Source organism: Microcystis viridis FACHB-1342 (assembly GCF_014698335.1).
Lineage (GTDB): Bacteria > Cyanobacteriota > Cyanobacteriia > Cyanobacteriales > Microcystaceae > Microcystis > Microcystis ichthyoblabe_A.
The window spans coordinates 19,446-46,408 of sequence record NZ_JACJSV010000022.1 but is presented as its reverse complement, the minus strand read 5'-3'; the positions used below and the strand labels follow the sequence as shown (position 1 = coordinate 46,408).

22 protein-coding genes and 2 pseudogenes are annotated in these 26,963 nt (G+C 39.1%); 8 read left to right on the top strand and 16 right to left on the bottom strand.

All coding sequences use genetic code 11. The features are described 5' to 3' along the window. Positions 1–58 precede the first annotated feature (58 nt). The 6 genes and pseudogenes from H6G40_RS09495 to H6G40_RS09470 form a co-directional block, all read right to left on the bottom strand. Positions 59–1,186: pseudogene (locus H6G40_RS09495) on the bottom strand (RNA-guided endonuclease InsQ/TnpB family protein); the annotation flags it as partial. After that, positions 1,119–1,289: a helix-turn-helix domain-containing protein gene (locus tag H6G40_RS24135; protein WP_190537576.1), complete on the bottom strand. Its 171-nt coding sequence runs from the start codon at positions 1,287–1,289 to the stop codon at positions 1,119–1,121. The pseudogene H6G40_RS09495 and the gene H6G40_RS24135, both read right to left, overlap by 68 nt. Beyond that, the gene (locus tag H6G40_RS09485; protein WP_242028733.1) at positions 1,228–1,464 is read right to left on the bottom strand and encodes a helix-turn-helix domain-containing protein; all 237 of its coding nucleotides are present in this window, start codon (positions 1,462–1,464) and stop codon (positions 1,228–1,230) included. Before H6G40_RS09485 ends, H6G40_RS24135 begins: the two co-directional genes overlap by 62 nt. 277 nt (positions 1,465–1,741) lie before the next feature. After that, positions 1,742–2,125 (bottom strand): type II toxin-antitoxin system VapC family toxin, encoded by a 384-nt coding sequence (locus tag H6G40_RS09480; RefSeq protein ID WP_002757635.1) that lies wholly within the window; start codon positions 2,123–2,125, stop codon positions 1,742–1,744. Then, complete coding sequence (locus H6G40_RS09475) at positions 2,122–2,340, bottom strand: type II toxin-antitoxin system Phd/YefM family antitoxin (protein ID WP_002738737.1); 219 nt, start codon at positions 2,338–2,340, stop codon at positions 2,122–2,124. The genes H6G40_RS09480 and H6G40_RS09475 overlap by 4 nt, the downstream gene beginning before the upstream one ends. 16 nt (positions 2,341–2,356) lie before the next feature. Then, positions 2,357–2,578 (bottom strand): type II toxin-antitoxin system Phd/YefM family antitoxin, encoded by a 222-nt coding sequence (locus H6G40_RS09470; RefSeq protein ID WP_002738398.1) that lies wholly within the window; start codon positions 2,576–2,578, stop codon positions 2,357–2,359. Positions 2,579–3,060: 482 nt separating this feature from the next. On the opposite strand from H6G40_RS09470, the gene H6G40_RS23935 reads away from it, so the two are divergent. Together H6G40_RS23935 and H6G40_RS09460 are read left to right on the top strand one after the other, a co-directional pair. Further along, positions 3,061–3,318: a nucleotidyltransferase family protein gene (locus H6G40_RS23935; RefSeq protein WP_238560471.1), complete on the top strand. Its 258-nt coding sequence runs from the start codon at positions 3,061–3,063 to the stop codon at positions 3,316–3,318. After that, complete coding sequence (locus tag H6G40_RS09460; protein ID WP_002739268.1) at positions 3,315–3,797, top strand: ribonuclease toxin HepT-like protein; 483 nt, start codon at positions 3,315–3,317, stop codon at positions 3,795–3,797. Before H6G40_RS23935 ends, H6G40_RS09460 begins: the two co-directional genes overlap by 4 nt. A gap of 256 nt (positions 3,798–4,053) precedes the next feature. Here the strand turns inward: H6G40_RS09460 and H6G40_RS09455 are convergent, their stop codons facing one another. The 4 genes from H6G40_RS09455 to H6G40_RS09440 all read right to left on the bottom strand — a co-directional run bounded on the left by H6G40_RS09455 (position 4,054) and on the right by H6G40_RS09440 (position 6,526). Then, a complete protein-coding gene (locus tag H6G40_RS09455; RefSeq protein ID WP_080601649.1) occupies positions 4,054–4,620 on the bottom strand; it encodes a GNAT family N-acetyltransferase in 567 nt (188 codons plus the stop codon). 211 nt (positions 4,621–4,831) lie between these two features. After that, positions 4,832–5,350: a hypothetical protein gene (locus H6G40_RS09450; RefSeq protein ID WP_002738566.1), complete on the bottom strand. Its 519-nt coding sequence runs from the start codon at positions 5,348–5,350 to the stop codon at positions 4,832–4,834. A gap of 116 nt (positions 5,351–5,466) precedes the next feature. Next, positions 5,467–5,997 carry a hypothetical protein gene (locus tag H6G40_RS09445; RefSeq protein ID WP_002739412.1) on the bottom strand — a complete coding sequence of 177 codons (531 nt, stop codon included), beginning with the start codon at positions 5,995–5,997 and terminating at the stop codon, positions 5,467–5,469. A 76-nt stretch (positions 5,998–6,073) separates the two neighbouring features. Continuing rightward, the gene (locus tag H6G40_RS09440) at positions 6,074–6,526 is read right to left on the bottom strand and encodes a hypothetical protein (protein WP_069474884.1); all 453 of its coding nucleotides are present in this window, start codon (positions 6,524–6,526) and stop codon (positions 6,074–6,076) included. Positions 6,527–7,007: 481 nt separating this feature from the next. Between H6G40_RS09440 and H6G40_RS09435 the strand changes: the two genes are divergently transcribed. Continuing rightward, entirely contained in the window at positions 7,008–7,331 is a 324-nt protein-coding gene (locus H6G40_RS09435; protein WP_016516510.1) for a DUF4258 domain-containing protein, read from the top strand. Further along, positions 7,328–7,543, top strand: coding sequence for a hypothetical protein (locus H6G40_RS09430; RefSeq protein ID WP_002757627.1), 216 nt, complete (start codon positions 7,328–7,330; stop codon positions 7,541–7,543). The genes H6G40_RS09435 and H6G40_RS09430 overlap by 4 nt, the downstream gene beginning before the upstream one ends. An 88-nt stretch (positions 7,544–7,631) precedes the next feature. On the opposite strand, the gene H6G40_RS09425 is transcribed toward H6G40_RS09430, so the two are convergent. Together H6G40_RS09425 and H6G40_RS09420 are read right to left on the bottom strand one after the other, a co-directional pair. Then, positions 7,632–7,886, bottom strand: coding sequence for a BrnA antitoxin family protein (locus tag H6G40_RS09425; protein ID WP_002738362.1), 255 nt, complete (start codon positions 7,884–7,886; stop codon positions 7,632–7,634). After that, complete coding sequence (locus tag H6G40_RS09420) at positions 7,870–8,142, bottom strand: BrnT family toxin (protein WP_042790994.1); 273 nt, start codon at positions 8,140–8,142, stop codon at positions 7,870–7,872. The genes H6G40_RS09425 and H6G40_RS09420 overlap by 17 nt, the downstream gene beginning before the upstream one ends. Before the next feature lie 294 nt (positions 8,143–8,436). Between H6G40_RS09420 and H6G40_RS09415 the strand changes: the two are divergent. From H6G40_RS09415 to H6G40_RS09405, 3 genes and pseudogenes are all read left to right on the top strand, one after another. Further along, positions 8,437–9,252 (top strand): annotated as a pseudogene (locus H6G40_RS09415) (amidohydrolase family protein); the annotation flags it as partial. 78 nt (positions 9,253–9,330) lie between these two features. Next, positions 9,331–11,418: a carotenoid oxygenase family protein gene (locus H6G40_RS09410; RefSeq protein ID WP_002739327.1), complete on the top strand. Its 2,088-nt coding sequence runs from the start codon at positions 9,331–9,333 to the stop codon at positions 11,416–11,418. Between the two features lie 26 nt (positions 11,419–11,444). Then, entirely contained in the window at positions 11,445–17,156 is a 5,712-nt protein-coding gene (locus H6G40_RS09405; protein WP_190537574.1) for an AAA family ATPase, read from the top strand. Between the two features lie 21 nt (positions 17,157–17,177). On the opposite strand, the gene H6G40_RS09400 is transcribed toward H6G40_RS09405, so the two are convergent. The 4 genes from H6G40_RS09400 to H6G40_RS09385 form a co-directional block, all read right to left on the bottom strand. Next, positions 17,178–18,515: an AAA-like domain-containing protein gene (locus tag H6G40_RS09400; RefSeq protein WP_002738345.1), complete on the bottom strand. Its 1,338-nt coding sequence runs from the start codon at positions 18,513–18,515 to the stop codon at positions 17,178–17,180. 446 nt (positions 18,516–18,961) lie between these two features. Further along, positions 18,962–20,173, bottom strand: a complete 1,212-nt coding sequence (locus H6G40_RS09395; RefSeq protein WP_024969886.1) for a glycosyltransferase — start codon at positions 20,171–20,173, stop codon at positions 18,962–18,964. A gap of 76 nt (positions 20,174–20,249) precedes the next feature. Beyond that, positions 20,250–22,874: a methyl-accepting chemotaxis protein gene (locus H6G40_RS09390; RefSeq protein ID WP_190537571.1), complete on the bottom strand. Its 2,625-nt coding sequence runs from the start codon at positions 22,872–22,874 to the stop codon at positions 20,250–20,252. Between the two features lie 93 nt (positions 22,875–22,967). Then, positions 22,968–23,498: a chemotaxis protein CheW gene (locus tag H6G40_RS09385; protein ID WP_002739344.1), complete on the bottom strand. Its 531-nt coding sequence runs from the start codon at positions 23,496–23,498 to the stop codon at positions 22,968–22,970. 1,589 nt (positions 23,499–25,087) lie between these two features. Here H6G40_RS09385 and hmpF point away from each other — a divergent pair. Beyond that, positions 25,088–26,713 (top strand): pilus motility taxis protein HmpF, encoded by a 1,626-nt coding sequence (gene hmpF / locus H6G40_RS09380; RefSeq protein WP_002739140.1) that lies wholly within the window; start codon positions 25,088–25,090, stop codon positions 26,711–26,713. Positions 26,714–26,963: the final 250 nt, after the last annotated feature.

Genomic DNA, 26,963 nt, shown 5'->3' with positions numbered 1-26,963 from the left:
AGATGAGCATCATTTGTTGACATCCTCACCGCCGTAAACGGACGGTGATTCCCAAACCTCACGATTTAGGTTTCTGCTTCTTTCCCGAAGGATTTTTCGCACCTGCCTTAACAGATTTACTCTGTTCTGGTCTTATGGTCGCTCTACAGACTAACACCGCAAGCCCTGCGGCCAAAATGTTTTTACTAGCGTTAATATCTCGGTCATGGTGAGTCCCACAGTCTGGACAGTCCCATTCTCGAACATTTAACGGCATTTTCTCAGCAATATACCCGCAATTACTACACCTTTTAGAGCTAGGAAACCATCTATCTATTTCGATGTAATTTCTGCCATACCAACGGCATTTATAGGCTAATTGTCGGGTTATTTCTCCCCAGCTTACATCAGATATTGCCTGAGATAATTTCGGGTTTTTGACCATATTCTTAACGGCTAAATTCTCAACAACAATCGTTTGATTTTCACGAACTAATTGAGTGGTTAGCTTATGTAAATGGTCTTTTCTACTATTGGTGATTTGAGCGTGAATTCTGGCTACTTTGATTCTTGCTTTTTCCCGATTTTTTGACCCTTTCTGTTTTCTGGAAAGATTTTTCGATGCTCTTCGCAGTCTCCGATAATGCTTTTTAAAATGCTTAGGATTAGACACTTTGTCGCCATCGCTGGTAATCACAATGCTACTAATTCCTAAGTCAATTCCAATGGCTTTATCTGTTACTGGTAAAGGCTTAATCGTTGGGTCATCAAATCTAATTGAGATATGCCAACGTCCAGAAGGATGTAATCTGACTGTTACTGTGCTTGGTTCACAAGCTTCTGGTATTTGTCTTGACCATCGAATAGGTAAAGGTTCTGTGCATTTGGCTAAATAGATTTGTTTGTCTTTAAATTTAAAAGCAGATTTGGTAAATTCGGCACTTCCTCCCTGATGTTTTTTCTTAAAGTTGGGATACTTAGTACGACCAGCAAAGAAATTAGTAAAAGCTGTTTGTAAATGTCTTAACCCTTGTTGTAAAGGTACACAGCTAACTTCGTTTAAAAAGTCTAATTCTTCTTGCTTTTTCCAATCGGTCAACATTGAAGAAGTTTGAGCGTAGCCTAATCTTTCTTGTCTTTCATACCAAGCTTGTGTTCGTTCGTGGAGAGCTTTGTTGTAAACTAATCTTACACAGCCCAAAGTGCGTCATTGAAGAAGTTTGAGCGTAGCCTAATCTTTCTTGTCTTTCATACCAAGCTTGTGTTCGTTCGTGGAGAGCTTTGTTGTAAACTAATCTTACACAGCCCAAAGTGCGTCATTGAAGAAGTTTGAGCGTAGCCTAATCTTTCTTGTCTTTCATACCAAGCTTGTGTTCGTTCGTGGAGAGCTTTGTTGTAAACTAATCTTACACAGCCCAAAGTGCGTCGCAATAGCGACTCTTGTTCGGGTGTTGGGTAAAATCGGTAAAAATAGGCTTTTTCCATGTCTCACATTTTAGCATATATCGTGTAAATGCGCTAATATTTAACAGTAAAGCCGTCGTAGAACGACGGGGTTTCAGACCCAAAATTTTCGATGAAAGTCTAGGCTTCAAACCTTTCCATTATAACTGATAGGTAAAAGGTATGTCAGCGAAGTAACACACCTTTATTAGTGTTGGTTTTCGTTGCTTCAATCTAATCTAGAAGAGCGGCTGGATCATTGGGAGCTATTCCTTCATCTTGATCTAAGATCAATAATATTTTCATTTGTTGAGTTACACTAAATAAGCGCAATCGAATATTGACTGAAAATTGAATCACTTGTAATGATAGGGAGATTCTCAGCCATAGATTGAGCAATAATAATGCGATCAAAAGGATCTCTGTGGTGAAAAGGTAGAGAAGCATTAATTTTTAGATGCTCTAGTTCAAGATTTAGTAAAACAATCCTACTTTCGTTCACTTCTTTCTCAATAAACTCTTCATAGGAAGGAACTAACCTTAACTTTCCTAAATTATATTTAATAGACATTTCCCAAAGACTGGCGATACTAAGATAACTAAAATTGTTCTCATCTTCAATTAAATCTTTGAGAGCATTGCTTAATCTAGGATCGTCATTAACAAACCAAAGAAAAATATGTGTGTCCAATAAAAAAGTCATTCCCTGTAATTTTGAAAGTCTTCAAGAGGTTCATCAAAGTCATCGCTCATCCATACTTTTCCCTTAGCACTTCCTCGTTTTAAGGGTCGTTTGATGGGGGAAATTTTGGCTACTGGCTCGTCGCCTTGCATAATAACAATTTCTTCTCCGTTAATTGCCAAATCGAGAAGTTTTGAGAGATCGGATTTAGCTTGAGCTATATCTAATTTAGTCATAGTGTTAAATCTCTATTTAAGTTTTCAAAAAATCTTGCCAATGTTCTTCGTCATCAGCTACGATGGTAATTATTCCTTGACATAGTCCGGGGACTAGGCGTTGGGGCGGTATGGGTATTTGCCCGATTAATTGGGCAATTGGACGATTATTGTCGGTGATTAACAATTCTTCCCCCAGTTTGAGATTGTCAATCAGTTCGGGGAGTTTAGCCTGGGCTTCTTTGAGAGAGTTGATCATGGATGTTGGGTTCTATCTAACTCATGGTGATAACGCTACAATTTTAACTGAATCTCAGCAAGGAACAGATAAAATACGGTTGGGTTGAACGATAGTGAAACCCAGCCTACACTCTCATGTTAAGGTTAAGTACGAAGATAAACCCAATTTCTAGGCCGATCATTCCTCAATTTTAACTGATCTAAGCAGAAAATAAATAAGCTCTCCTGATGACTGATAGATAAAAGGTGTGTCACCGCAGTAACACACCTTTATTATTGTTGGGTTTCGTTGTTTCAATCCAATCGAGAAGAAGAAGCGATCGCTGATCACAAAAATTGCTATTATAGAAACTATTGATATTCAATGATTTAGGGGTAATCATAATGACACAGTTAACTGAAGAACGAAAACAAGAGATTATTGCTGAAGTTTTAGCAGCGAGAGCAACCCGTGAACAATTTCTATTAGAGATGAAACAACGGCAATAAGCAGGGTTAAAAATTGCTCAAAAATGTGCTAGTCTCCTTAAAGAGAAGTATGGAGTCACGAAAGTTGTTTTATTTGGTTCATTGTTAAATTATGAAGAAATAACTCCCCATTCTGATCTTGATTTAGCGGTTTGGGATTTACCAGAGAAAGATTATTTTAAGGCGATAGCAGAGTTAGATAATGGACAGGATTTTGAGGTGGATTTAGTAGAAGTTCAAAAGGCTCCTCCTTATATTTTAGCAGCAATTGCTCAGGGGGTTGAATTATGACTAATTTATCAATTCAAGATAGAATTAATCAAGAACTCAATAAAATTCTTCAAGCCCTACAACAGTTAGAGATATTTTTAAGAGAATTATCTAATCAATCGGATGTCATGTATCAAAACGCATTAATTAATTCTATTGCGCTTAATTTCCATGGAGTTTATACTGGAATTGAGCGTATATTTGAAGTGATTGCTAAAAAAATTGATCAAAGATTCCCAACGGGGGATAAATGGCATCGAGATTTATTAGAGCAAATGTCTGTTGATATACCTAGGGTGAGAAAAGCAGTTATTACAGAAGAAACAAGGCTCATTTTGGATGAGTTACGGCGGTTTCGTCATCTGGTGAGAAGTGCTTATTCTTGCCAATTAGATGAGGAAAAGGTTTTAATCATCGCCCATCAAATTGTTAATTCTTATCAAACCATAATCAATGACATTCAATTGTTTTGTCATAATTTAAGTAAGGGAGAAACTTAATTAAAGATAACCCAATTTACAAGATCAGCTTCTTAAGGGTGTACCAAAGCAAAGTATGAGTATCAAGTAAGTATTTCAAGGCAAATACTCCGCAAAGTCTTGCAAGTGTTCTTCGTCATCAGCTACAATAGTAATCATTCCTTTACAGGGTCTGGGTCTTGGACGTTGGTGCGGTGTAGGTATTTGCCTCAACCCAACCTACAAGATCAGGTGATTGCACTAATGTTTGTCAGAAAATCAGCAATTATGCGCCTCCTTAGATTACAATGCTTTTGAGCCAATCATCGCTGTATAGTACCCATTTTTGATAGTTGCGAAATGAGCCATCTGTAAGTAATTTAGTTACATCTCCGTCTTGCTGAAAGCCAAGTCTAAAAACAAGACCTAGCGAATTTGTATTTTCAGCTTCGATATCAGCTATTAATCGTCTCAGCTTCCGACTTTTAAAAATAAAAGTGATAAAATGTGTTAGAGCTTCTCGCATAAGTCCGCAACCCGACCATGGATTAAAAGCAAAGTAGCTAATAGTTCCAGAGTCATCAACTGAAGGTAAGATGCTTCGGACTTCAATGACACCAACGAGGCTTGAATCTAATGTAGATCGTACCCAAAAAGATTCCCTAGATGGCCGAACCGTATTTTGTAAATAAGCGATAAATTCGTTTTTAGTAGAAGGAGGTTTCACCCATGGAGTGTGTAGCGATTTACTAGACTCAACAGCAGCAAGAAACTCATCTATAAAATCTAAATGAGGACGAACAAGAATAACTCTACTTCCTATAATATTTCTATCCATTGAATACAAATTGTTAGATTCTTTCATCTTTTATAGTCATTTCAATTAAGATTAAGAATATCAATGCCAGAGTTCATAAGGGTTTAACTGGTCTAGAGTGTATCAGACTTATCTGAAATGACTATAAATCCTGAAAATCGTGAAATATTTATCTAATTAGACATCCATAATAATAGTCTTAGAGTATTTTCTAGAGATGTCAATTGAGATTTCATGTCACAGAAATATATGGAAGTGTTTAGCTATGACTGTATATTGGTAACTTCATAAGAGAGTGCATGATATCAATTTTTACGGATAACCAGTATTGCATGGGTGCCTGATGCTCAATATCACGAATACGCTTCTGAATATCTGCTGGTAACTTGCTAAAATTTGGTTGGGCTATCTGTTTACGGGCAAGTTCAATCATCTGTATGAAATTTTTTTTCAACGTTGCTTCTATATCTTCGAGAGCTACCGATACAGAAATACATCTGCCACTTTTGGCAACTTGTTGATAATGGGTATAGATCATATTGTACATAATCTGAAGTCCTAGCATGGCATTAACGACATCTTCTGTTAACTCAAAGGTTGTAACCATCCATTCTTTGAAAACACTTAAGGACTCAACCATTGTTGAATAAACCTCCCCTAGCATTTCCATTGAAAATGCGACTTCTGATAGAATATCTTCCGAGATAAAAAGTGCAGCTTCCGCGATGAGATCACCTTCAACAATAACCTCTAATAAGGCAGCAAATAGTTCTTCCATAAATTTCTCCTTTTAGGAAAGTACAAAAGTCAACAAACAATAATTAACGAGCGAGGAAAAGTGAAGAAACTGTTTCCTCGCTTCTGTGTTAGGCTAATGCGCCTTTATCACACTGATTAATGAGAGGCATCATAGATAGGCATTGTTGCCATTGCTTCCATGATTTTTGGTCCAATCACTAACCAATAGACTTCACCATTCATGTTTGCTTCACTTGTGATGGTATCTTGAACTTCTTTTGGCCACGTGGAAAAATTGGGATTTGATTGCTGTTTTTTTGCCGCTTGGACAATTGTTCTGTCGTAATCAGTTTCTAAGGTCTGTTTAGCCCCTTTAATTGCCTCACTTAAGGCAATCATTTTGCCACTTTGTGAGGATTTTTGAGCTTGCTTCTCAATGAATTCGTACAGCATAATAACGCCAGTACCAACCATAACAACATCAGTGAGAGTAAGCCCTTTCAATTTTGAAACTACCCAGTCTTTGAAGGTTTTGGCGGACGATAGCACTTGATCTGTGAAAGTAGTTACTTCTTCTCTTACAATACTTTCTTCTGAGAAGGTTCCGTATCCTTCTACTTCTCTTGCTATTCCCATAAGTTCTTCATCTTCAATAACAGAATCGAACAATTCCTCTTCAAATGCCATGATAATTCTCCTTGTTTTAGATGAAATGTACTGTGAAATTTAAGCTCAAATGAGCTTAGTGTTAAACGTGATTAGGCTAAGATTGATCCTCTAAAGTAACATTGACTGTAATTGTCGAATGACTTTTAGTCGGACTCATCGTAACCATCAGTTCACCGAAAGTTGTATTTACCGTATCTGAATCATGCTGAGACCATGAAGGCGAATCTAGCCCAGGATCACCACCCCTATTGATAAGATAAAACCAATAAGGTGAAGTACCAATTCCAAATACTTGGATAGGAACATGAATACGAACCCACAAGGTTTGTCCTTTTCCGACAATACCTTGGTAGAAATCTATATCTCCATCTGCGATAAATTTCATCGCATTCTGATCCATAGAAAGGTAGTCCGATCCACCAACTCCTAGTTTTTGGTCTGGCTCATGATTGATTTCGCCAACTACAGCTTGGGTTACTCCACCATAATGTGTTATCATCACTTCCTGAGAAGATAGATTACGGTATTGTATTTGCCAATCACCCATAATAGATAGTCCTCTTTTTAACTGGTTGCCAATTAATTCTCTACCCCTAAAACACTCTCAAAAATCCATTTCTGAATTTTTCGAGTTAGCCATAATGCCTTAAGCAAAATGCCTTGTCTTTGGGGTTAAAAGTGATTGGTTCAATCACCTTTGATACCAGAATAAGTTTTATTTTGAGTAATGGCAATCTCTAAAGTTAATACTTTTCTAATAGGTTTTTTTGAGCAGAATATTAACTTTTATATGAGATTTATATTAGATTTGTATTAGATTCAAAGGGTGACTTTATGGTATGACTCCCTCATCCCTGAAAGTAGAACTAATGAATTAATCATTCGGCTAAAATCCTCAAAACCCTTTTACCCTCTGACTTGTAGCGGTTTTAGGGGATGAAAAGAAGGCAGCAAAAAAGCGATCGCAATTCTTGAAAACAGACAGCGATCACCTTCTTCCTTGAATAAAGAGATGCTATGATTAGATGATGAGTATAACCTTCCAATTAGTTCTGGCTTTACTTTCCCGTGGGCAAGTCAAAATATCAGCCCATGGCTACGATGAACTAGCAAATGACGGTATTCTGGTAAGGGATGTGATAACAGGTATTAGAGAAGCTGTCATTCTCGAAGATTACCCGGAATATCCTAAAGGGCGTTGTGTGCTAGTCTTACAGAAAGATAGTCAGGGTAAACCCGTTCATGTGGTTTGGGGTATAGCCAAGAATACCGAATCGCCTGCTGTTCTAGTCACTGCCTATAGACCTGATCCAGCACGTTGGTCAAGTGATTTTACAAGGAGAAAACCATGACAAAAAAGCCTCACATTAAACTCATCCACATTGGAGAGTACATGGCTGAAGTGGAAGTAGAACTGATTGAGACTCCCGAAGGATGGTCGCCCTATTTATCATTAGAAGACGCTCAAAAATTAGATGATGTCCGAGAAGCCCTTCGTCAAGGTGATCTACAAAAAGCTTCCAATTTAGCACATCTTTACAAAATTACCCCTCTTACCGTTTAACTAAACTTTGACAAGAAAAAATTAAAAAGCGATCGCAATCCTTGAAAACAGACAGCGATCGCCTAACTTTTAACTATCACAAGCAACATTATTGGAGGGCTGATAATTCTTCCCGAAGAATACGGCGTAAATCGGACTGAGTGAGCGATCGCTCAGAAGGAGATTGGATATATTGTTTTAAAGCCTCATTAATTAGGGTTTGATAACCCATTCCTGCGGTTTCAGCCTGTTCTCGAAAATAAGCTAGAATCTCATCATCTAGATAAATGGTAATGCGTGTTTTTCCCTGAGAGGAAATGAGCGCCCCTCGTTTTCCTTTAGAAAAATCATATTCCTTTCTCATAAGTTTTTCTCTCTTGTTTTGTAGCACGACGAGCGGAAATCAAGGGAATGACTTCACCTCGCAAAGTATAAATAACCACTAATAGTGATCCCATGTTTCCCATCCCCATTGCAATAAAACGTTCTTCTGTTATACAATCGGGATCAAGATCATGAATAGCGAGGGGATCAAAAAACACCATTTCAGCTTCTGCAAAGGAAACACCGTGCTTTTGCCAGTTGGTTTTTACTTTTCTGGGATCATATTCAAATGTTATACATACATGATATGTATCTTAGAAGGTTGAGTCAAGCTCAAAACCCCTTCAGAGTATCACACGGATCGCCTTACCTTCCCACTTAGAGGGGTATTCAGGGGGAATGACAACTGTGCCATCATGAAGAATCATTTTAAATTCAATCGCTTCCATTCGTTAAGTTTAATAAAGTGCTGTATCAAGTTTAACCCAATCAATCCAGGCAGTTTTAGGGGATGAAAAGAAAGCCGCAAAAAAGCGATCGCTTTTTCCCAATCAAATATAATTTAGGTAGAAAATTCCCAAAAAACCTCTATGCTCAACGGGTACAAAATTATTGATGCTGATTCCCATGTCATTGAACCCCCCGCAATGTGGGGACAATACCTAGAACCTAAATTTAGGGAATTTGATCCTTCTGCTGACATGAAAATCAAAGGAGAACCGATTAGTCAAAAAATCTCCCCACAAGTCCAAGCAGAAGGGAATAAGCAGATGATGCAAGCTCATCCCCATGCTTATCTCAATCGCTATAACCCAGAGTCCCATGTTCAATCTATGACACAAATGGGCATAGATGTGGCTTTTATTTATCCTAATTACGGACTGTGGTTATTTGCCATTGATAGCCTACCTGCTGAAGTGATGGGGGCTTTTGTCCGTGCTTACAATACATGGTTATATGAAGAATTTTGTAGCTATGACCCGGCCAGACTCAAAGGAGTCGCTGCAGTCAATCAACACGATCCCGAAGACATGGTAAAAGAGCTACACCGCATGGCAAACTTGGGCTGGAAGGCGGTTTTTTTGCGCCCTAACCCCGTTAAAGGCAGAATTTTGAGCGATCCAGCCTATGAACCCTTTTGGACGGCCTGCGAGGATTTGGACATGGCTGTAGGAATTCATGAAGGCACTCATAGCCGCTTATCCACCACTGGTGCAGAGCGATTTAATAGTCGGTTTGCGCTTCATGCTTGTTCTCACCCGATGGAACAAATGATGGCACTGTTAGCCTTAATTGAAGGGGGGGTGTTAGAACGTCATCGGAGGCTGAGAGTGGCGTTTCTAGAGTCCGGGTGTGGTTGGCTTCCCTATTGGTTATGGAAGCTTGACGAAGAGTATAAAAATTTATAGTATGATATAAAGAATAAGATTAGGTTGAACTTAATCCAAGTATTTTCCCTATCAATCTCAGATTATTAAGATATTATGACTGAAAACCCCAATAATTATAGTTCTAACTTACCTTCTGGTTGTCCCTTGATCCCAGAATCAATCCTGACTGCGAATAGATGTGAACACACGGAGCTTAACTTAGAGATTGAAGGGCAATTACCAGAAGACTTGCAGGGTCATTTTTTTATGGTCGCACCAGTAGGAACGGTTGATTCTGGGGGTCTCCCTTTTCCTGATGGAGACTCATTTTTGAATGGCGACGGTATGATTTACCGACTCGATTTTGATCGGCCCGGTGAAGCGAGAATTAAAACAAGGTTGGTTAAACCCGCAGACTATTATGCAGATAAAGCAACCCAACTAGGAAGCCCCTACGAAAAATATAGATTTCGCAATCATGGAATTGTCCGCTTTTCTTATTCGCTTGGCTTTCGTAATGAGCTAAATACTGCCTTTTTACCCATGCCATCAGCGGATGAATCCCTGGACCGTTTGCTGGTGACTTATGATGTAAGCCGTCCCTATGAACTAGATACCGAAACACTTGAAGTCGTTACACCTGTTGGCTCTAATCAAGAATGGCAAGCGGAGATTAACAAGCCTAAATATCCCTTCAAGCCGATTCTGAGTACCGCCCATCCTGCTTTTGATGCTTATACAGGCGAGATGTTTAGTGTAAATTATGGTAGAGCCATTATCAATTTTATGGAAACACTACCTGCTATATTAGCCTTAGAGGAACTACCAGAGGAAATTTACCAATTAGTTTCCACAGTAATTGGTTTTTTTGATGCTGGGATCATTCGAGATATTCTGCGGTTTAGTCTTCAATTGGGACAAGATGTTATCCAAAAAAATATAGAGATATTGCTAAGATTAATTGGGGAAAATATTAGCGATTTTGTCTATTTAATTCGTTGGGATGGAACAGGTTATTTGGAACGCTGGAAATTACTACTTCCCAGTGGCTCACCCGTGAGAATTAAACAAACTATACATCAAATTGGTGTCACTAAAGACTATGTGATTTTAATGGATACATCTTTCATTACTGGGATAGAGCAGGTGCTCAATAATCCCTTGCCAAATAATAAGAAAGTCGAAGAAACTCTCCGAGAATTACTTGAATCTCCCAATCTGCCTAATTCCTCTATTTATATTGTTTCCCGTAGCGATTTGAAAGCAGGACAAAACCCTGCTTATTCTGACAAAGAAGTGACTGTCATCGCTAAAAAACTCGTCATTCCTTTACCAGCCGCTCACTTTTTGGTTGATTACGAAAATCCTGATGGAGAGATTACGCTTCATGTTGCTCACATTGCTTCTTGGGATGTGGCTGAGTGGATTCGTAAATATGACTTATCGGCTTACCCACCCTATCATCCAATCGCCAAGCGGGTTTATTCTATGGAACCCAATGAGATGGATATTAGCCGTTTGGGACGCTATGTAATTGATGGAAACCGAGGAGAAGTCATTCAATCAAATGTTATCTACTCATCTCCCTATACTTGGGGAACGGGTTTATACGCTTACCGAGATCGGTTATCATCAGGAAGGCAGCCCAAACGACTCGATAATATTTACTGGATTTCCTTTGGACTTTGGCAGGAAACGATGACAAAGTTTCTCTATGATTTATATAAAGATACCCCCTACCGAGCAGTGGCTTTGGAGGATTTACTGAATTTAGCGAAACAAGGCGTTCCATCTTCCCTGTTTCGATTACATACCCCAGATGATTTCCTGAAGATTGCCGATTCTTATCAGTTTCCTAGGGGATATATTGGTAGTTCTCCTCAGTTTGTTCCTCGTTATGGCAGCGAAGAAAATTCTACAGAGGGTTACATTATTTGTAGTGTCTTTACCCCTAGTAGTAGCGAATTTTGGATTTTTGATGGGGGGGACCTCGCCCAAGGTCCTTTGACTAAGCTAAGACATCAGGATTTAAATTTTGGTTATAGTTTGCACACGGCTTGGCTTCCCAAAATTGGTCGCCGTCAAGTGAGTTACAATATTTCTGTCAAATCGGATTTTCAGCAGTTGGTAAACGACAGTTCCCCCGATATTCAAAAACTTTTTGAAGATGAAATATATCCCTTCTTTCCATCAGATAATTGACATTTAGTGTAGGAGATAAGGATTCGATGTTCGCTCTTCCTAACTATGAGATTAATCACAAGATTTACGAAGGGGTTAAAAGCGTCGTTTATCGGGGTAAATCTTGTCAGAAAGAACAACCCGTAATCATCAAAGTTCTCAAAGCTGAATATCCCTCCATAGAAGAGATCGTTTGTTGGAGACAGGAGCATGAAATTATTCAAAATTTAAACTATGATGGGGTAATTAAATCCTATGTTTTGGTTAACTATCGTCATGTTTTTGCCCTAATTCTCGAAGATTTTGGTGGTCAATCTTTAGCTGAATTTTTAACAACCCAACACCTTTCTATTTCTCAGTTTTTAACCATTGCTATCTCCTTAGCAGACATCTTAATTAAGATTCACCAAGTTCCCATTATTCATAAAGACATTAAACCCAGTAATATCCTCATCAACCAAGAAACAAAACAGGTTAAACTGACTGATTTTAGCATTGCTTCTAACCTAACATTTGAGCGGCAAACTATTACCAATCCTCGCTTTTTACAAGGAACACTGGCTTATATGTCCCCAGAACAAACGGGACGAATGAATCGCCGGATTGACTATCGCAGTGATTTTTATTCTTTGGGAGTGACCTTTTATGAAATGCTCACAGGAATGTTGCCCTTTAGATCTCAGGATTTGATGGAGTTAGTTCATTGTCATATTGCGAAACAACCTCCTCCTTTAGAACAATTCTCAGTTCCGCCGATGATTTCTAACATTGTTAGAAAACTAATGGCAAAAAATGCAGAAGAGCGTTATCAAAGTGCTGCTGGACTCAAATTTGATTTGGAAACTTGTTTATGTCAACTAGAAAAACAGAGCCGGCTTAAGATTTTTGCTTTGGGAGAACGGGATTATCCCAATCAATTGCTGATTCCTCAAAAACTCTATGGAAGAAGTCAAGAAATAGTGAGATTACTAGAAGCATTCAAACGAGTAGCACACCCAAAAGTAGTAGGAGTAGAAAAAGTTGAATCTGCCATCGAAATAATGTTAGTCTCTGGTTATTCAGGAATTGGTAAGACATCCATTGTTAATGAAGTTCAAAAAGCAATTGTTGAAGCAAGAGGATATTTTATTAGGGGAAAATTTGAGCAGTTAAAACGCAATATTCCTTATCTAGCTCTGATTCAAGCATTTCAAGAATTGATTCGCCAGTTATTAACTGAAAATCAGAGGGAAATTGAAGGTTGGAAAGACCATATTATCAGGGCTATTACGCCAAATGCTCAAATTATTATCGATGTCATTCCTGAAGTTGAATTAATCATTGGTAAACAGCCAGAAGTTCCTCAATTAAACTCTCTAGAAGCTGAAAATCGTTTTAATCAAGTTTTTAAAGAGTTCATCAAGGTTTTTTGTACTCCTAATCATCCTTTGGTAATTTTTCTTGATGATTTACAATGGATAGATTCGGCATCCCTAAAATTATTGCAACTTATAGTGACCGATAAAAGAGGCAAATATTTGTTTTTTATTGGTGCTTATCGAGATAACGAGGTTAGTTCAACTCATCCCTTAACCTTGATGCTAGAGAAACTAAAAACTACCCATTTAGTGATCAATCATCTTGAAATTCAACCCTTATCTTATGACAATGTTCGACAATTAATTGAGGAAACTTTTAACGGTAAGGTTAATAGGGATGAGCTTAAAGATTTAGCCGAATTAATTTTTTATAAAACCCAAGGCAATCCTTTCTTTATCTCTCAGTTTCTTAAAACTTTATACAGTGAAAATTTAATAACCTATCAAGTCAATATAGATCGTTGGATTTGGTCTAGTGAGGCTATACAATCTGTCGGTATTACTGATTATAATGTTGTGGAATTAATTGCTAGAAATATTGGTAAACTTCCTGAAAAAACGCAACAAATAATCAAATTAGCTGCTTGTATTGGCAACTCTTTTAGTTTAGATTTATTGGCATTTGTTCAACAAAAATCTATCTCCGCTACAGCGAAAGAATTAGCGATAGCTCTTCAACAAGGATTTATTTTACCTCAGTCAGAAGACTATAAACTTCCTTTATTGTTTGATCAGATAGAATACCAAAAGTTAAATTTAGAAAATGTAGAGATTAAATACAAATTTTTACACGATAGAGTACAGCAAGCAGCCTATTCACTTATTCCCGAATCAGAACGAAAAGCAACTCACTTGCAAATTGGTCAATTTCTTCTCAAAAAGACAACTACTCAAGCTCAACAAAACAAATTATTTGACATAGTTAATCAACTCAATTTTGGGATTGATTTATTAAAGGATACCTCAGATAAAGAACAGTTGTGTCAATTAAATTTAAGGGCGGGAAAAAAAGCTAAATCGGCTAATGCTTACCAAGCTTCAGTAAATTATTTACATTTTGCTTGTCAGCTTTTATTATTAGATAGTTGGCAAAAGCAATATGAGCTTACCTTTAATATTTATCTTGAATTAGTAGAAGCTCACTATCTGAATACTAATCTAGAAACGGCTGATAATCTCTGTGATTTTGCTTTACTGCACGTCCGAAGTCCTTTAGAACAAGTTAAATTTTACGAAATAAAGATTAAAATAAACTTGGCTAGAGGCGCAATAGATTTAGCTCTAAATAACGGACAAAAAGCTTTAGAAATTTTAGGCATATCTTTAGTGGAATCACCACCACAAGCGTTAAACATTGAAAAATTAGCCAGATTAGGAGTGATGAAAGAACCTAATAAGTTGATTGCAATGAAGATTTTTAGTCTTATTTTGGGTCCTGCTTGTTTTGCTGAAAGTTCTATAGTATTACCAATTCTCTATACTGAGATTACCCTATCCCAGCAGTATGGCAATTCACCCTCAGCGATTTACGCTTATATTAATTACGGCTCGCTTATTGCTTGGCTCATGTTAGATATTGATTTAGCTTATCAACTTGGACAATTATCTTTACAGGTTTTAGAGAAATTAAATGCCAAGAATTTTTGGGCTAAAGCTTATGTCTCAATTTCCATTAATATAACCTATAAAAAACATCATATTAAACAAACGCTTGAACCCCTTAAGAAATCTATCCAAAAGGCTCTAGAAGTTGGCGATCTTGAATTTGCTTGCCATGGGGCTAATTTCTACTGCGATCATTTATTATTTGTAGGGAATAACTTAGAATTCGTTCATAATCAGCAAAAACAATATATTGATTTTATTGCTCAATATCAGCAAGAACATCCCTTAAATTTAATAAAAATATGCGCCCAATTTGTCGAAATTTTAGTAAATGAATCCGTCGTCAAAAACTTGACGGGTACTATCCTCGACGAGGAAAAGTCTTTAAGGCAGTTACTCCAAGTTAACAATCGAATTTCTGTCTTTAATATTTATTTTTATAAAGCTTGGCTTTGTTACTTGTTTAAAGATTATCCTCAAGCAATAGAAAACAGTAAGATCGCCCTTGAATATTCAGGTTTTGTGAAAGCGGAAATTATTTTTACAGAACATAATTTTTATTATTCTTTGGCATTACTAACTCAATATCCATCCCTCGATCAAAAAAATAAAAAACAATATCTTAAGCAAGTCAAAGAAAATCAGAAACTGATGAAATGTTGGCAAGATCATGCCCCGATGAATTTTCAGCATAAATACAATTTAATACAGGCAGAAATGGCTCGTGTTTTGAGAAAACCTTTGACAGCAATGAAATATTATGATAGTGCTATAGCAGGAGCAAAGAAATATGAATTTATCCATGAAGAGGCTTTAGCTTATGAACGTGCCTCTGAATTTTATTTTACTTTAGGTAGAGAAGAATTTGGAAAATTGTATCTTAGAAATGCTCATCATTGTTACATTTGTTGGGGTGCAAAGGCCAAAGTTAAACAATTAGAAGAAGAATACCCTCAATATTTATTAGGCATCAGCAATCAAAACAAATCTAAAGGACTGAGTACCACCATTTCAACCACTGGTAATGATGGAGCAGTTCTTGATTTAACCACTATTCTTAAAGCCTGGCAAGCGATTTCTGGAGAAATTAAACTAGAAAATCTTCTGCAAAACTTAATGAAAATTGTCATTGAAAATGCAGGAGCGCAGAAAGGTTGTCTGATTTTAGAACAGGAAGGAAATTGGGTCATTGAAGCTCAAGGAACAATTGATCAAGAAACGCTTAATATCTTACAGCCGATTCCCATAGAATCTATCGACTATGATCATTCAATTCCTATCTTACCCACCAGTATTATTTACTATGTCGCTCGGATAAAAGAAACTATCGTTTTAAATGATGCCACTTCTGAAGGTCAATTTACTAATGATTATTATATTGTGGCTAAAAAAACTAAATCCATTCTTTGTATTCCTTTACTCAATCAAGGTCAATTAAAAGGAATTGTTTATTTAGAAAATAATTTAACAACAGGCGCATTTACCTCAGAAAGAGTTGAACTATTAAATATTCTAGCAGCTCAAGCTGCTATCTCTATTAATAACTCAAGACTCTATCAAACCTTAGAACAAAGAGTAGAAGAACGGACAAAAGAACTCACAAATACTTTAGAGGTACTGAAAGCAACTCAAGCAGAACTTATCTTGGAAAATGACCTACTTAAAAGTGCTGAACAACCTCCCAAATTTGTCTATCAAGTGGGGGGCAGTTTACCGATGGATGCACCGAATTATGTGGTTCGACAAGCCGATCGCAATCTTTATAAAGCTCTCAAACAAGGTCTATTTTGCTATGTTTTAAATGCACGTCAAATGGGAAAATCTAGCTTAATGGTACGGATGATGAGCCAATTACAAAAGGAGGGAATTAGATGTGCAGTAATTGACTTAACTCGGCTAGGAACAGACAATATTAGCCCCGAACAATGGTATAAAGGATTAGCCGTTGATCTGCTCCGCAGTTTTGGATTAATCAAAGAATTGAAAACTTTTAAAGCTTGGTGGAGTGAACAATTAGACCTGCCTCCTGTACAACGATTAGGACAATTTATAGAAAATTTTCTTCTAGTTAATGACGATTTTGATCAGCGGCAATCTGGAAAATCGACTGTTATATTTATTGATGAAATTGATAGCATTTTAGGGTTAAAATTTGATGTCTCTGACTTTTTTGCTTTAATTCGTTCTTTTTATAACCAGAGAGCGATTCAACCTCAATTTCAAGAGCTAACTTTTGCCTTTTTTGGTGCTACCACACCTTCAGCTTTAATTACTGACCCCCAGAAAACACCTTTTAATATTGGTAACGCTATTGAATTAGCAAGTTTTAAAGAACACGAAGCCCAACCTTTATTATATGGGTTAACAGAAAAAGTCAGTAATCTTCAGACAATGCTCAAACAAGTCTTAAGCTGGACGGGAGGGCAACCTTTCTTAACTCAAAAACTCTGTCAACTGATGCGGGATAGTGAGCAACCAATCTCCTCTAATCAAGAAGAACAATGGTTGGCCAACTTAGTAGCAGAAAAAATTATTCAAGATTGGGAGATGCAGGATCAACCCGAACATTTAAAAACCATTCAAGATCGCCTTCTTCAAAGTCCAAACCGACCCCAGTTATTAACCTTGTATCGACAAATCCTGCATCAAGAACCAATACAGATTGATAACAATCCCTATTTACCTGAGTTATTTTTATCTGGATTAGTGGTAAAACGCCATGGAAAAATGGACGTTCATAATCGGATTTATCAGACGATATTTAATAATGATTGGCTTGAGCGATCGCTATCTTAATACCATGGTTCAAAAATTTATTTATACTGAACCAGTATATTGGCTTATAAAGTACTTTTGATACAACTGACAGCTGACAATTGCTTGATTTTCTCTGAGTTTAATTAAACCCATACTATTAAGTTTGTAAGCAATAATTGGATCGACTATCATTGGTTGATTCCCTTGACAAATCTGTTGAAAAATACCAGCAAGTTCGGGTTGTTTTTGTAAAGTGACCCAGTGCAGCTGTAAATGAGAGGAATAAATCCCCGTTGATGTAGTTGCTGATTTGATTAAATCTGGCATCGTGATTCGCTCTTGGCTAAGATGATAAATCGCTAAATGAATCAAGGCAGGATGTCCCCCCACTAAGTCGATCAACTGTTGAATTTCGTTGGTTGCTAATTCATTTAATTGATATTTTTTTGCCAATTCTGCCACTTGTTCTTGACCAAAACCCTGTAACTCTATGGGTAATCCCACATTAAAAGGAGACTGTTCTAATCGCAGAGAAACATAAGATTCTGTGGATTGAACAATAATTAAACGTAATTTCTGCCACAGGGGAGATCGCTTAGATTCTTCATAACAAGCTCTGATTAAAGGTAAAAAATCTTCCGCTACTTTCGGATGTTCAAAGACTCGATGCACTTCGTCTAAAGCCAATACCAGTGGCTGTTTTATCTCTCGTAAAATATACTCTTCAAAATAAATTGTCCAACTCATTTTAATTCCTATATCTTCATCCCAATAATCATCTAATTTGGCTTCTAAATTCAACTGCCGAGCGCAATTACGGCAGATCCAGCGTAAGAACTTGTTAAAATTTGCTATGATGTCTTGGTCTGCTTTTTGTAAATCTAAACTAACAATTTGATAACCGAATTGCTGTTGACAAGCCTCTAAAATTGTTAATAATAAAGACGTTTTCCCCCATTTTTTGGGAGCTTTAATGCGTACTAACGCCCCAGATTGTCCGATTTCCTCGATAATTTTTGCTTCAAGTTTTGTTCGTTTTAGATAATAATAAGAATTATAGGGAATAGGAGCATCGGGGTATTCTGGACGCTCATTTTGGAGATATTCCTGATCGCAATACTGAAGCGATGTGGAGTTGGTAAAATGAGATTGTAGTCTAGATAAAAAATTTTTCTTATTGATCGTTTGTCCGATCAGTTGCGAGACTCTATTATAGAGTCCTGGGGCAACTACATTGGCAAGATAGCCGCTACTATAACCATTTTCTTGGGCAATTTCTTGATAGTTCTTTTTCTGCCAAAGTCCTCGCAATAATAATTGTTCTGTGTCATTGAGACAGCGATTCTCAAGCTTGAGCAGTTGCCCATTAAGAATCTCTTGGATTTCCTCGAATTTCATTATTTTTGTCCAAGGTAAGAAGATTTGAAGAAATAGATTGTTTTATTTTCCAGTTCCGTTGCAGCCAGAAATATTGAATCTTGACATAACGGCACCGATTCAAAATAGAATTGGTATATTTGACAGACAAGCTGACGAGAACCAGTAACCGACAAAATTGTGCGACGGCAACACCGAGAGGGATTAATTTCCCCCCTTGCTAGGAAATTATAGCATTTCTTGTCAAGGTCAATTACACGGCAGCAATTATCTCTTGATAATTTCTATCAAAACCCCTAAGTCTTCAGCGTCTAACTTCTCGATAATCCTATCAAGAATTAATTCGCAAAAATCCTCACAGGAGTTGACTAGACAGGGTTTTAGCAATCAGATGTACTGCATTTAAACTGCTTATTCGCAATTTAAATGCAGTGGCTGCTCCCAATCTTGCCAACAACTCTGAACAGTTACTGTTCATCCTTCAATACACTTGCTCCCAAAGCTTTTAGGGTTTCTTGTAGCATTTCAGCGCGAGAGAAATTACCCTGATCTTTCAATAATTGTAGGCCTTTTTGCCAAATCTCGATCGCCTCATTATAACTACCGAAAACTATATAAGCAACCCCTAGATTTTGGTAAATAGTGGGATTATCCGGGTTTAACTTGAGAGCTTTTTTATAAGCTTTAATCGATTCTGGTAGCCGGTGCAGTTGTTTGAGAACCAGTCCTAAATTATAGTAACCATCAGCATAGCTAGGATCAATTTCTACGGTTTTCTCAAAGACAGATAAGGCAGTTTCGTATTTTTCTGCTTCGTATAATAACCCACCGAAATTATTATAAGCACCCAGTTTTAATTTATCTAAAATTGGCTGCTTAATCGCTTTAACAAAATGATCGCCTGATTGCTTAAATTCCTCCACTGAATAATAATAATTAGCGAGATGATAATATAACTCGTATAAAATATGTGGATTAGAGCCATGGCATTTTAAACCATGTTTGAGCAGCTTAAAACCCTCTTTATCCCTGCCAATCTTCAGATATAACCCTCCCAATTTACTACACACATAGGGATCGTGGGGATGTTGTTGATAAAAGCCCTCCATCGCTTTTCTTGCCCGTTCAAACTTATCTAGGCTGGCTATTTTATCGACGGTGTAACCGTAGTGAAAGATCGCAATTTCTGGCAGTTCAACTATTTTCCAATCAGGCTCTTTTTTTAATAAAATAGCCACATTATCATCAATAATTGAGTGATAGGGACGGGTAAAAGTGACTTGAGGATGTCGGCGAAATAGCCGCGAAATTAGAGAATAGGGTGATTGTATGGCTCCGATTTCATGGCGGATTAAATTAATAACTAAATTTTCCTCTTTTTCCATAGCCCGACGCATTTTCGGTACGATAGCAGGATTTAATTCCTCATCGGCATCAAGAACTAAAATCCAATCGCCAGTAACATATTTTAAAGCCTCATTTCTGGCCTCGGAAAAATTACCCTGCCAATCGTAGCTAGGAACTATAGCACCGTAACTTTGAGCAATAGCAATCGTATCATCGGTCGAACCCGTATCCATAACGATCATCTCATCCACCACCTCTTTAACGCTATCCAAACAGCGCCGGAGATTTTCGGCTTCATTTTTGACAATCATGCAGAGACTAAGTTTAGGCATAACTTTATCAACTCTAGCGGTTAATCTTGAGCGATAGCAGCTGATCAATAACCCACTGATTACCACTCATCGATTATTAATTATCTTCCGAGTCTATCTTAAACCGTTCTACCGAAGAAAGCAGCTCCCGGGAGATACTCACCAATTTTTGCAAAGAACCCGCCACCTGTTGAGATTCTTGGGAAGTTTCCTGAGCGGTTAACTCCACCGACTGCATAACTTGGGCGACATTGAGGGAATTTTCCCGTTGTTTGACCGTATCGGCGGTAATCGATCGCACCAGCGTATCGATGCGGTTAGAAACTTGGATAATATCTTCTAGGGACTTCTTGGCCTGTTCCGAGCGCTCGGTGACATCGATAACCTGTTGAATCCCTTCCTCCATTGCCATCATTACCGAACCCGTTTCCGATTGAATCTGTAAAACGATCTGTTCAATTTCCTTAAGAGATTTAGCCGATCTATAGGCTAACTGACGTACCTCATCGGCCACCACCGCAAAACCGCGGCCTGCATCTCCTGCTCGCGCCGCTTGAATCGAGGCATTAAGAGCCAATAAATTGGTTCGCGAGGCAATCTGAGAGACTACTGCGACAATTTTCGAGATTTCCTGGGAAGCTTCTGCCAAACGCTTGACTTTTCGCGCCGTTTCTGATACCGTGTCGCGGATTTGCAGAATTCCCGCTACGGTTCTTTCCACGGAATCGCCCCCCTTGAGAGCGGTAATCGAGGAAGTGCGGGCGACTTCTTCGGCTTCCCTGGCGTTTTCTGCCACCCTTTGAATTGAGTCGGTCATCATCTGTACCGAATTAAGGGTGACGGCCAACTCCTCCGCCATCCGCAGGGCATCGCTAGACTGATTGCGGGCGAAAGATTCACTATTGGTACTGGCTTGATTCACCTGTTTTGCCGCTTTTTTCACCTGTCGGACAATTTCGCGCAGGTTTTGGATCGTCAAATTAAAAGCATCGGCCACCGCCCCTAAAACATCGGCACTTACCTCCGCTTCCACGGTCAGATCCCCCCGAGCCGCTCCTTCCACATCATCGAGAAGTCGAATCACTTGCCTTTGTAGATTTTTCCGTTCCCGTTCCGTTTCGGCGGCGCGGCCTTGGGCCAAGGTGGTGATAGTTGCCACCACCTTGGCCATCTGATTGAAACGATTGGCCAGTTGACCAAATTCATCTTCCGAGTAGATCGTCGCTTTAGCGTTAAAATTGCCTTCCGAAAGATGATCGAATTGGCTTTGCAAATCGTCGAGACTGCGCTTAATTTGACTAATTAGCAACTGTAAACCTAGCCAAGTTAGGGCAAAGGTTCCCAATCCAGTTAATAACATCATTGCTGGTTTCGGTTGACTCCAAGGAGAAAGGCTGGCTGGTGCTGGTGGTATTGGGGCTGTTTTGGGGGCAACTTTTGCAGAAAGCCAAGAGGTGGTGCTAACGGCAAAAATTAACACCACTGGGGTAATACCCGCTAAAGCCGCTAAAATTAGTTGTTTTTTGCCCAAAGAAGCGTTGACAAAAAAGGCTAATTTGCCCGGATTGACTTCCACCACTGGCCCGAACAGGCGCTCGGAAACAGGGCCAAGATGACTATCTCTTTTGTCATCGGGGATTTCTAGACGAGAAGGATGAAAACTAGGCTCTCCCACAGCAGAACTGGCATTAAGGCTCGCCCTGGGTTCGGGGACAAAACCAGCAGTTAAAGCTTCCTCTCCCGAACCGGTAAATAGCTCCGATTCCCCCAGTTCTTCGCCTATATCCGTCAGACGTAGTTGGGAAAAACCGTCTAAATCCTCATCATTGAGTTTTAGTTCTCTAAAATCTCTGGCTTCGTCTTCCTCGTATCTTTTTTGAGTCACTCTGCCCTGATTAAGGTCAGTTTTCGCCGCTTGTCGGCGGGGCAGTTCCGGTTCAATGGCAAAAGTGCTTGTTTCTGGGGCATCGGCATAGGATAACTCCTGATCTCGACCGGTGACGGGATTTTCCCGCCAGTCAGCCGTAAAAGTGGCTTCTCCCGTTGATCCTAACCCACCGCCCCACCCTTCCTGCAGCGGGTCAATCTCCGCTGCTTCCAAAAAGGGGAAAGGGGGTTCTCCATCCGCAGAATCCCCGGACCACTGGGAACCGTGAGAGCCTGAACCAGCCAGGATAAGGGAACTAAAGGCGGTTTCCTCGGATTCCCCAAAATCATCGCCATAGGAATCAACTGTACCCGCCGTAGGCTCTCCGAAATCCTCGTCATTGAAAAGACCACTATCCCAGTCCATTACCTCCTGTTGCTGATCTCGATCAGCAGCTTGCGATCGCCCAGACAAAGAATTGCTGAAACCTTGACTGGGATCGAAAGCTGCCTCGCTGTAGGCAATGCTTTCCGCAGCGGCGATCATAAAATCTCCATTCTCGGCTTCAAAACGCGATTGCTGAATCTGATCGAGACCCCGTCGAGCATAATCTACCAGCTCAAAGAAATTGGCAGAATTTTTGGCCAATTCCAGCACTTTTTCGTAACGTCCCTCGGCCAAGCTGTATTGTTGTAGTCCGACATAAATGTGTCCCTGTAAAAGGATGACGTTGGCATCATCGGGATACTTGCTGATCATTTCTTTGACAATGACGGCGGCATCCTCAAGGTTGCCCTGGCAATAGGCGGTGTTCGCCTTGCCATAGAGTTTCGCATATTCTTTCCCTGACGGCATTTGTCCCTCCCCTAGTAAAGATAAAGTGGTGAAGTAGTTAGTAGTTTCAAGAAATAATTACTATAAATGCTATTCTGCTATTTTTTTGAGGTTTTAAGCCGCCCAACGGCTAGAACGGAGTATGCCCAGATGATCGAGTAGTCTTAAGGTTTTTTTTGATTCTTGGCCCAGAATCCACTCTCCCCGCACGTATGGCGCGATCTGATCGGGAATACTGACGACACTACCTAGTTTATCTGGGTCGAGCCATTTCATATCTCCCAAACGTTGCACCGCTAAACCGAGGATCGTTTCCTGTTCTTCAATCACAATTACAGGGATTTCGGCTCGATCGGTGTTTAAGGGGCTGCTATCTCCCAAAAATTGCCCGATATCCGCCACCCAGATCACTTGACCCCGAAGATTGATCGTGCCGAGAAGCAAGGGTGAAGCATTGGGAATGGGGGTAATGCGATCGACTGGTTGCTGCATCACCTCGCGAATACCCACGGAACTAAGGGCAAACTCGTCCTGAGAGGGTAGATAAAATCGCAAGTACAGTTCACCGAAGGGAGTTTCTAATTCCTGAGTGTCGGGGGCGGTATTTTGAGCGTCACCAGTAAAAAAATCGGTATCGTTAAGCATTTGTTTTGTTCTCCTGTAAGTAGGGTTTGCTGAAAAAGTTTGTTGGTGGGGTTAGTAGCCGGTCGTCAGTAGCCGGTCGTTTCAGGCTTTGTTGCCCTCTTTTTTTTGTACCAGCTTATGTACTATAAAAAGGATAATGCAAGGTTTTTGAATGTCCCAATCCTATATTCTTGTACTAACATCGGATTTTAACAGGTCAAAAGTCTTATTTTAAAAGGGTTTTACCATTATTCAGCAAGCCTTAAGTAATATTTGGGGCGGCGTTTTTAGCTATCTCGACCTATACCATGACTAGACTGTCCCTGGTGAAGGCGATTTTATCGGCGCAGCAGTTGTTTAACGATGCAAATGAACTCAATAGGTTCAAAGGGTTTGACAATGTAGGCATCGGCTCCGATTTTCGGTTCTTCCGAACTTACACTGTAGAAAATTCCTCAAGCTCCCTCTCTGCACAGCAAGGCTCTAAAGTTGATAAATATCAATTTAACAAAAACTCAAAGCCTTAGTGTACAAACTTTACAAGCATGAGTTGTTGATAGTTTTACATGACAGGTTCGGTAGAACCCGATTTTCATGCCCTCTCAACCAGCAGTCATAACTCATTTTCGCTCAAAGGTTTGCTTAAATAATCGGTTGCCTCCACCATTTTGGCTTTTACCCTTGCCAGTGGCCTCCCCCTTGACTGGTTAAACCGTCGAGTTTTGGTAGGGCGATATCCCAGAGAATGAGAGCAGCTTCGATCACTATAGCCTGAGCGAGAGCTTCTTAGGGAAAAGATCCCAGGAATAGTTGGAATTTTCTAAAATACTCTCGACTTTTTCACCAATACTGAGATCGCCATCAATAGTTCTCTTGTTCTTTGTCCTAGTTCAATCAATTGTAAAATACTGGGAATGTCAATCTCATTGAAGCTTCCTTGCCTAATTTCTCGGAATCTCCCCCACTAGACGCTATTTCTTTTGGTCTAGAATAACCTAGAGCAGTTATCTTAATGGTGAGGTACGAAGTCTCTAGTCTTGGGCAATACTGGAAGAGGAGGTGTTAGTCTGGAGATGATGCCAAGTCTCGTCATACTTCATCTTGAGAAGAAACGCTGTCTTCCTTGCTCTTGTCACTAATAATAAATCTGATAAGCTAATTATGTAAGATATTTTTCAGTAAGCTTTGCTGCATTTAAACTAGCTTTGGCAATTTTCAGTACAAAAGGTCTAGCTTTCTATCCTTGCCTCTCGCTCTCACGCCGTCTTAAACGATAATTTAGATGTGTGGTCAGCTTATTCAAACTGCAGCCAGAGGTAAAAGGGGTCAGAAAACATCAGCCGATTTATGAGATTGACTGCCAAATTTTTTGAGACTAGGTCAGTAAATTGGTGCTTAAAAATCTTCAAAAATTTAAAATTTTCCAGTGGGTAAGAGGAAAAATTGAGGACAAATGTATGTCTCAAAAAGAAAAACTTGAATAATAGAAATTTAAAATTTTTTGGCAGCTGATGGGTACACTGAAACTATAGACAGGCCGTTCCTAGCCTCGATCACCAACTCTCTCTAAAACCAATTACAAAAACTTTCATCACACAGGAAGACTACTCGTGCTATACCTTGCAGAAGTAAAAAAACAGACTAGAGGTTTTATCAGTGGTTACAAAACCGAATTGAAACTATTGGCCTGTCAGCATAAAGATCAGACGTGGAGTGCCATAGCGGGAAACGATATTTTAACCTGCGACGAAACTAACTCCATAGGAGAAGGTGCGCTTCTCTTGGTGAATTTGAGCGATAATCGTCAACTGCAAGGAAAACCGGAATTAGCGGGAGCGGAGATGGTGCGACAACTGCAAAAGATTTCCCGTTTGATCGAACGCAATAAGGAAGATCAAGAGAAAATCGCTCAGTGGAAACAATCCCTCACCTATCAAAGCGAGATTCTCAACCGCCAGAAAATGGAAATGGAGGAAAGAATTGAGCAAATTGAGCGCATAGAAGTAGAATTCGATTATTTAGAGGGCAAAAAACAAGAACTGGAAAACCTAAAACAACAATTGATAGAGCAACAGCGACACCTGGAAGAAGAACAAATAAATTTCAACTCCTTCCCCAATCTTTCCCCAGAACAACAACAATTTATTCGCTCTCTAGCGGAGAGTTTAGCCAATAATCACGATCTGGGTAATTCTCCCTCACAAATTCTCTATTCAACTCTTGAATCTGTGCAGGGACAACAGACAATTTTAAATAGTTGTTGGCAAAGTTTAGAGGAGCAGAAAAAAGCTGTAGAAAATCGCCAGGTCGTCAACGAACAAATGCTCAATCATCTCAAACAAAGAGCCAGGGAATTAAAGACAAGTCGCAGTGTTTTGGAAACAGCGAAAATACAACTACAAATACAAGAAACTGTTCTGAGTCAAAAACAGGAATTATTCGATCACCTTAACCTCACCCTACAAACCACTGATTCTACTCGACAAATGCTCCTTCGTCTCGCCCAAGCAGCAGACCTAGATTTTGATGGTAAAATCGATCTAGAAGCTCTTGAAAAAATGCCTTTAGAAAAATTGGAGAGCTTAGTTAACAATTTACAAACAGACCTCGATCGCTTGGAAATTTTTGTCAACGACCAAGAGGAAGAATTAACTCTCCAATCTCAAACTGTGGAAGAATTAGAGGCAAGAATGGCCACAATAGATGAATCCCAGCGAGCTAATTTAGAGGCGGAATTAGCCGAGGAACAGGAGAGAAAAGGAATGCTGGCAGAAACTTTGTTCGGACAAAGACGGAATCTTCGGGAAAGGCAAGCTATTTGCTCTCAACATCTGAAAATTCTGCAACGCAGACAGGGAATTTTATCCCCAGAAGATGCCCAAAAATGTAGCTTTGAACCAGTGTTAATTCTCCTGGAGGATAGTTATCAAAATAATCTCCAAGAAAGTCAACGTTTAGCCGCAGAAATCAAGGAGCTACAAGAGGATTTACAAAAAAACAGAGATACTATTGATGAGCAATGCTCGGATTTAGAGCAAAAAACTCGTGAATTTGAAGAACAGGAGCGACAATGGCGCGATGCTAATCTGGCATTAGTGCGTTTAAAAACTCAGATGCAACAGTACGAAACTTTTCTGCAACCCGTGCAGGATCATCTCGATCAAATCCATCAAAAACTAGAAAATATCTCCCATTGGTTTATACCTATGGAATCTAATGTTATTGAATATCATTAAGCTATTAACAGTTAGGCTTAATTAGGGTTTCTGAACAAATAATACAGGGTAATTCAGAAAAAGATTTCTCCCTTCTTGCCGATAACTTTTATAGCTTTTTATCTATGGATAAAATAATTTAGATCAATTTAACTCTAGGTTAGATGTGATATAGACTAGGACTAGTAATTTATACTCAGATAGCTATGAGACAATCCGATCGAGAAATAATGATTTTAGCGGCTGTGGCCTCCCTCTTAGCGGTGGTGGC

Bases quoted from the DNA above. Each gene is read 5' to 3' on its own strand.
- H6G40_RS09395 (WP_024969886.1), bottom strand. From the start codon at position 20,173: ATGCCTAAACTTAGTCTCTGCATGATTGTCAAAAATGAAGCCGAAAAT.
- H6G40_RS09475 (WP_002738737.1), bottom strand. From the start codon at position 2,340: ATGACTAAATTAGATATAGCTCAAGCTAAATCCGATCTCTCAAAACTT.
- H6G40_RS09425 (WP_002738362.1), bottom strand. From the start codon at position 7,886: ATGAGAAAGGAATATGATTTTTCTAAAGGAAAACGAGGGGCGCTCATT.
- H6G40_RS09430 (WP_002757627.1), top strand. From the start codon at position 7,328: ATGACAAAAAAGCCTCACATTAAACTCATCCACATTGGAGAGTACATG.
- H6G40_RS09400 (WP_002738345.1), bottom strand. From the start codon at position 18,515: ATGAAATTCGAGGAAATCCAAGAGATTCTTAATGGGCAACTGCTCAAG.
- H6G40_RS09385 (WP_002739344.1), bottom strand. From the start codon at position 23,498: ATGCTTAACGATACCGATTTTTTTACTGGTGACGCTCAAAATACCGCC.
- H6G40_RS09485 (WP_242028733.1), bottom strand. From the start codon at position 1,464: ATGGAAAAAGCCTATTTTTACCGATTTTACCCAACACCCGAACAAGAG.
- H6G40_RS09435 (WP_016516510.1), top strand. From the start codon at position 7,008: ATGAGTATAACCTTCCAATTAGTTCTGGCTTTACTTTCCCGTGGGCAA.
- H6G40_RS09460 (WP_002739268.1), top strand. From the start codon at position 3,315: ATGACTAATTTATCAATTCAAGATAGAATTAATCAAGAACTCAATAAA.
- H6G40_RS09405 (WP_190537574.1), top strand. From the start codon at position 11,445: ATGTTCGCTCTTCCTAACTATGAGATTAATCACAAGATTTACGAAGGG.
- H6G40_RS09450 (WP_002738566.1), bottom strand. From the start codon at position 5,350: ATGGAAGAACTATTTGCTGCCTTATTAGAGGTTATTGTTGAAGGTGAT.
- H6G40_RS09455 (WP_080601649.1), bottom strand. From the start codon at position 4,620: ATGAAAGAATCTAACAATTTGTATTCAATGGATAGAAATATTATAGGA.
- H6G40_RS09390 (WP_190537571.1), bottom strand. From the start codon at position 22,874: ATGCCGTCAGGGAAAGAATATGCGAAACTCTATGGCAAGGCGAACACC.
- H6G40_RS09480 (WP_002757635.1), bottom strand. From the start codon at position 2,125: ATGACTTTTTTATTGGACACACATATTTTTCTTTGGTTTGTTAATGAC.
- H6G40_RS09410 (WP_002739327.1), top strand. From the start codon at position 9,331: ATGACTGAAAACCCCAATAATTATAGTTCTAACTTACCTTCTGGTTGT.
- H6G40_RS09445 (WP_002739412.1), bottom strand. From the start codon at position 5,997: ATGGCATTTGAAGAGGAATTGTTCGATTCTGTTATTGAAGATGAAGAA.
- H6G40_RS09470 (WP_002738398.1), bottom strand. From the start codon at position 2,578: ATGATCAACTCTCTCAAAGAAGCCCAGGCTAAACTCCCCGAACTGATT.
- H6G40_RS09440 (WP_069474884.1), bottom strand. From the start codon at position 6,526: ATGGGTGATTGGCAAATACAATACCGTAATCTATCTTCTCAGGAAGTG.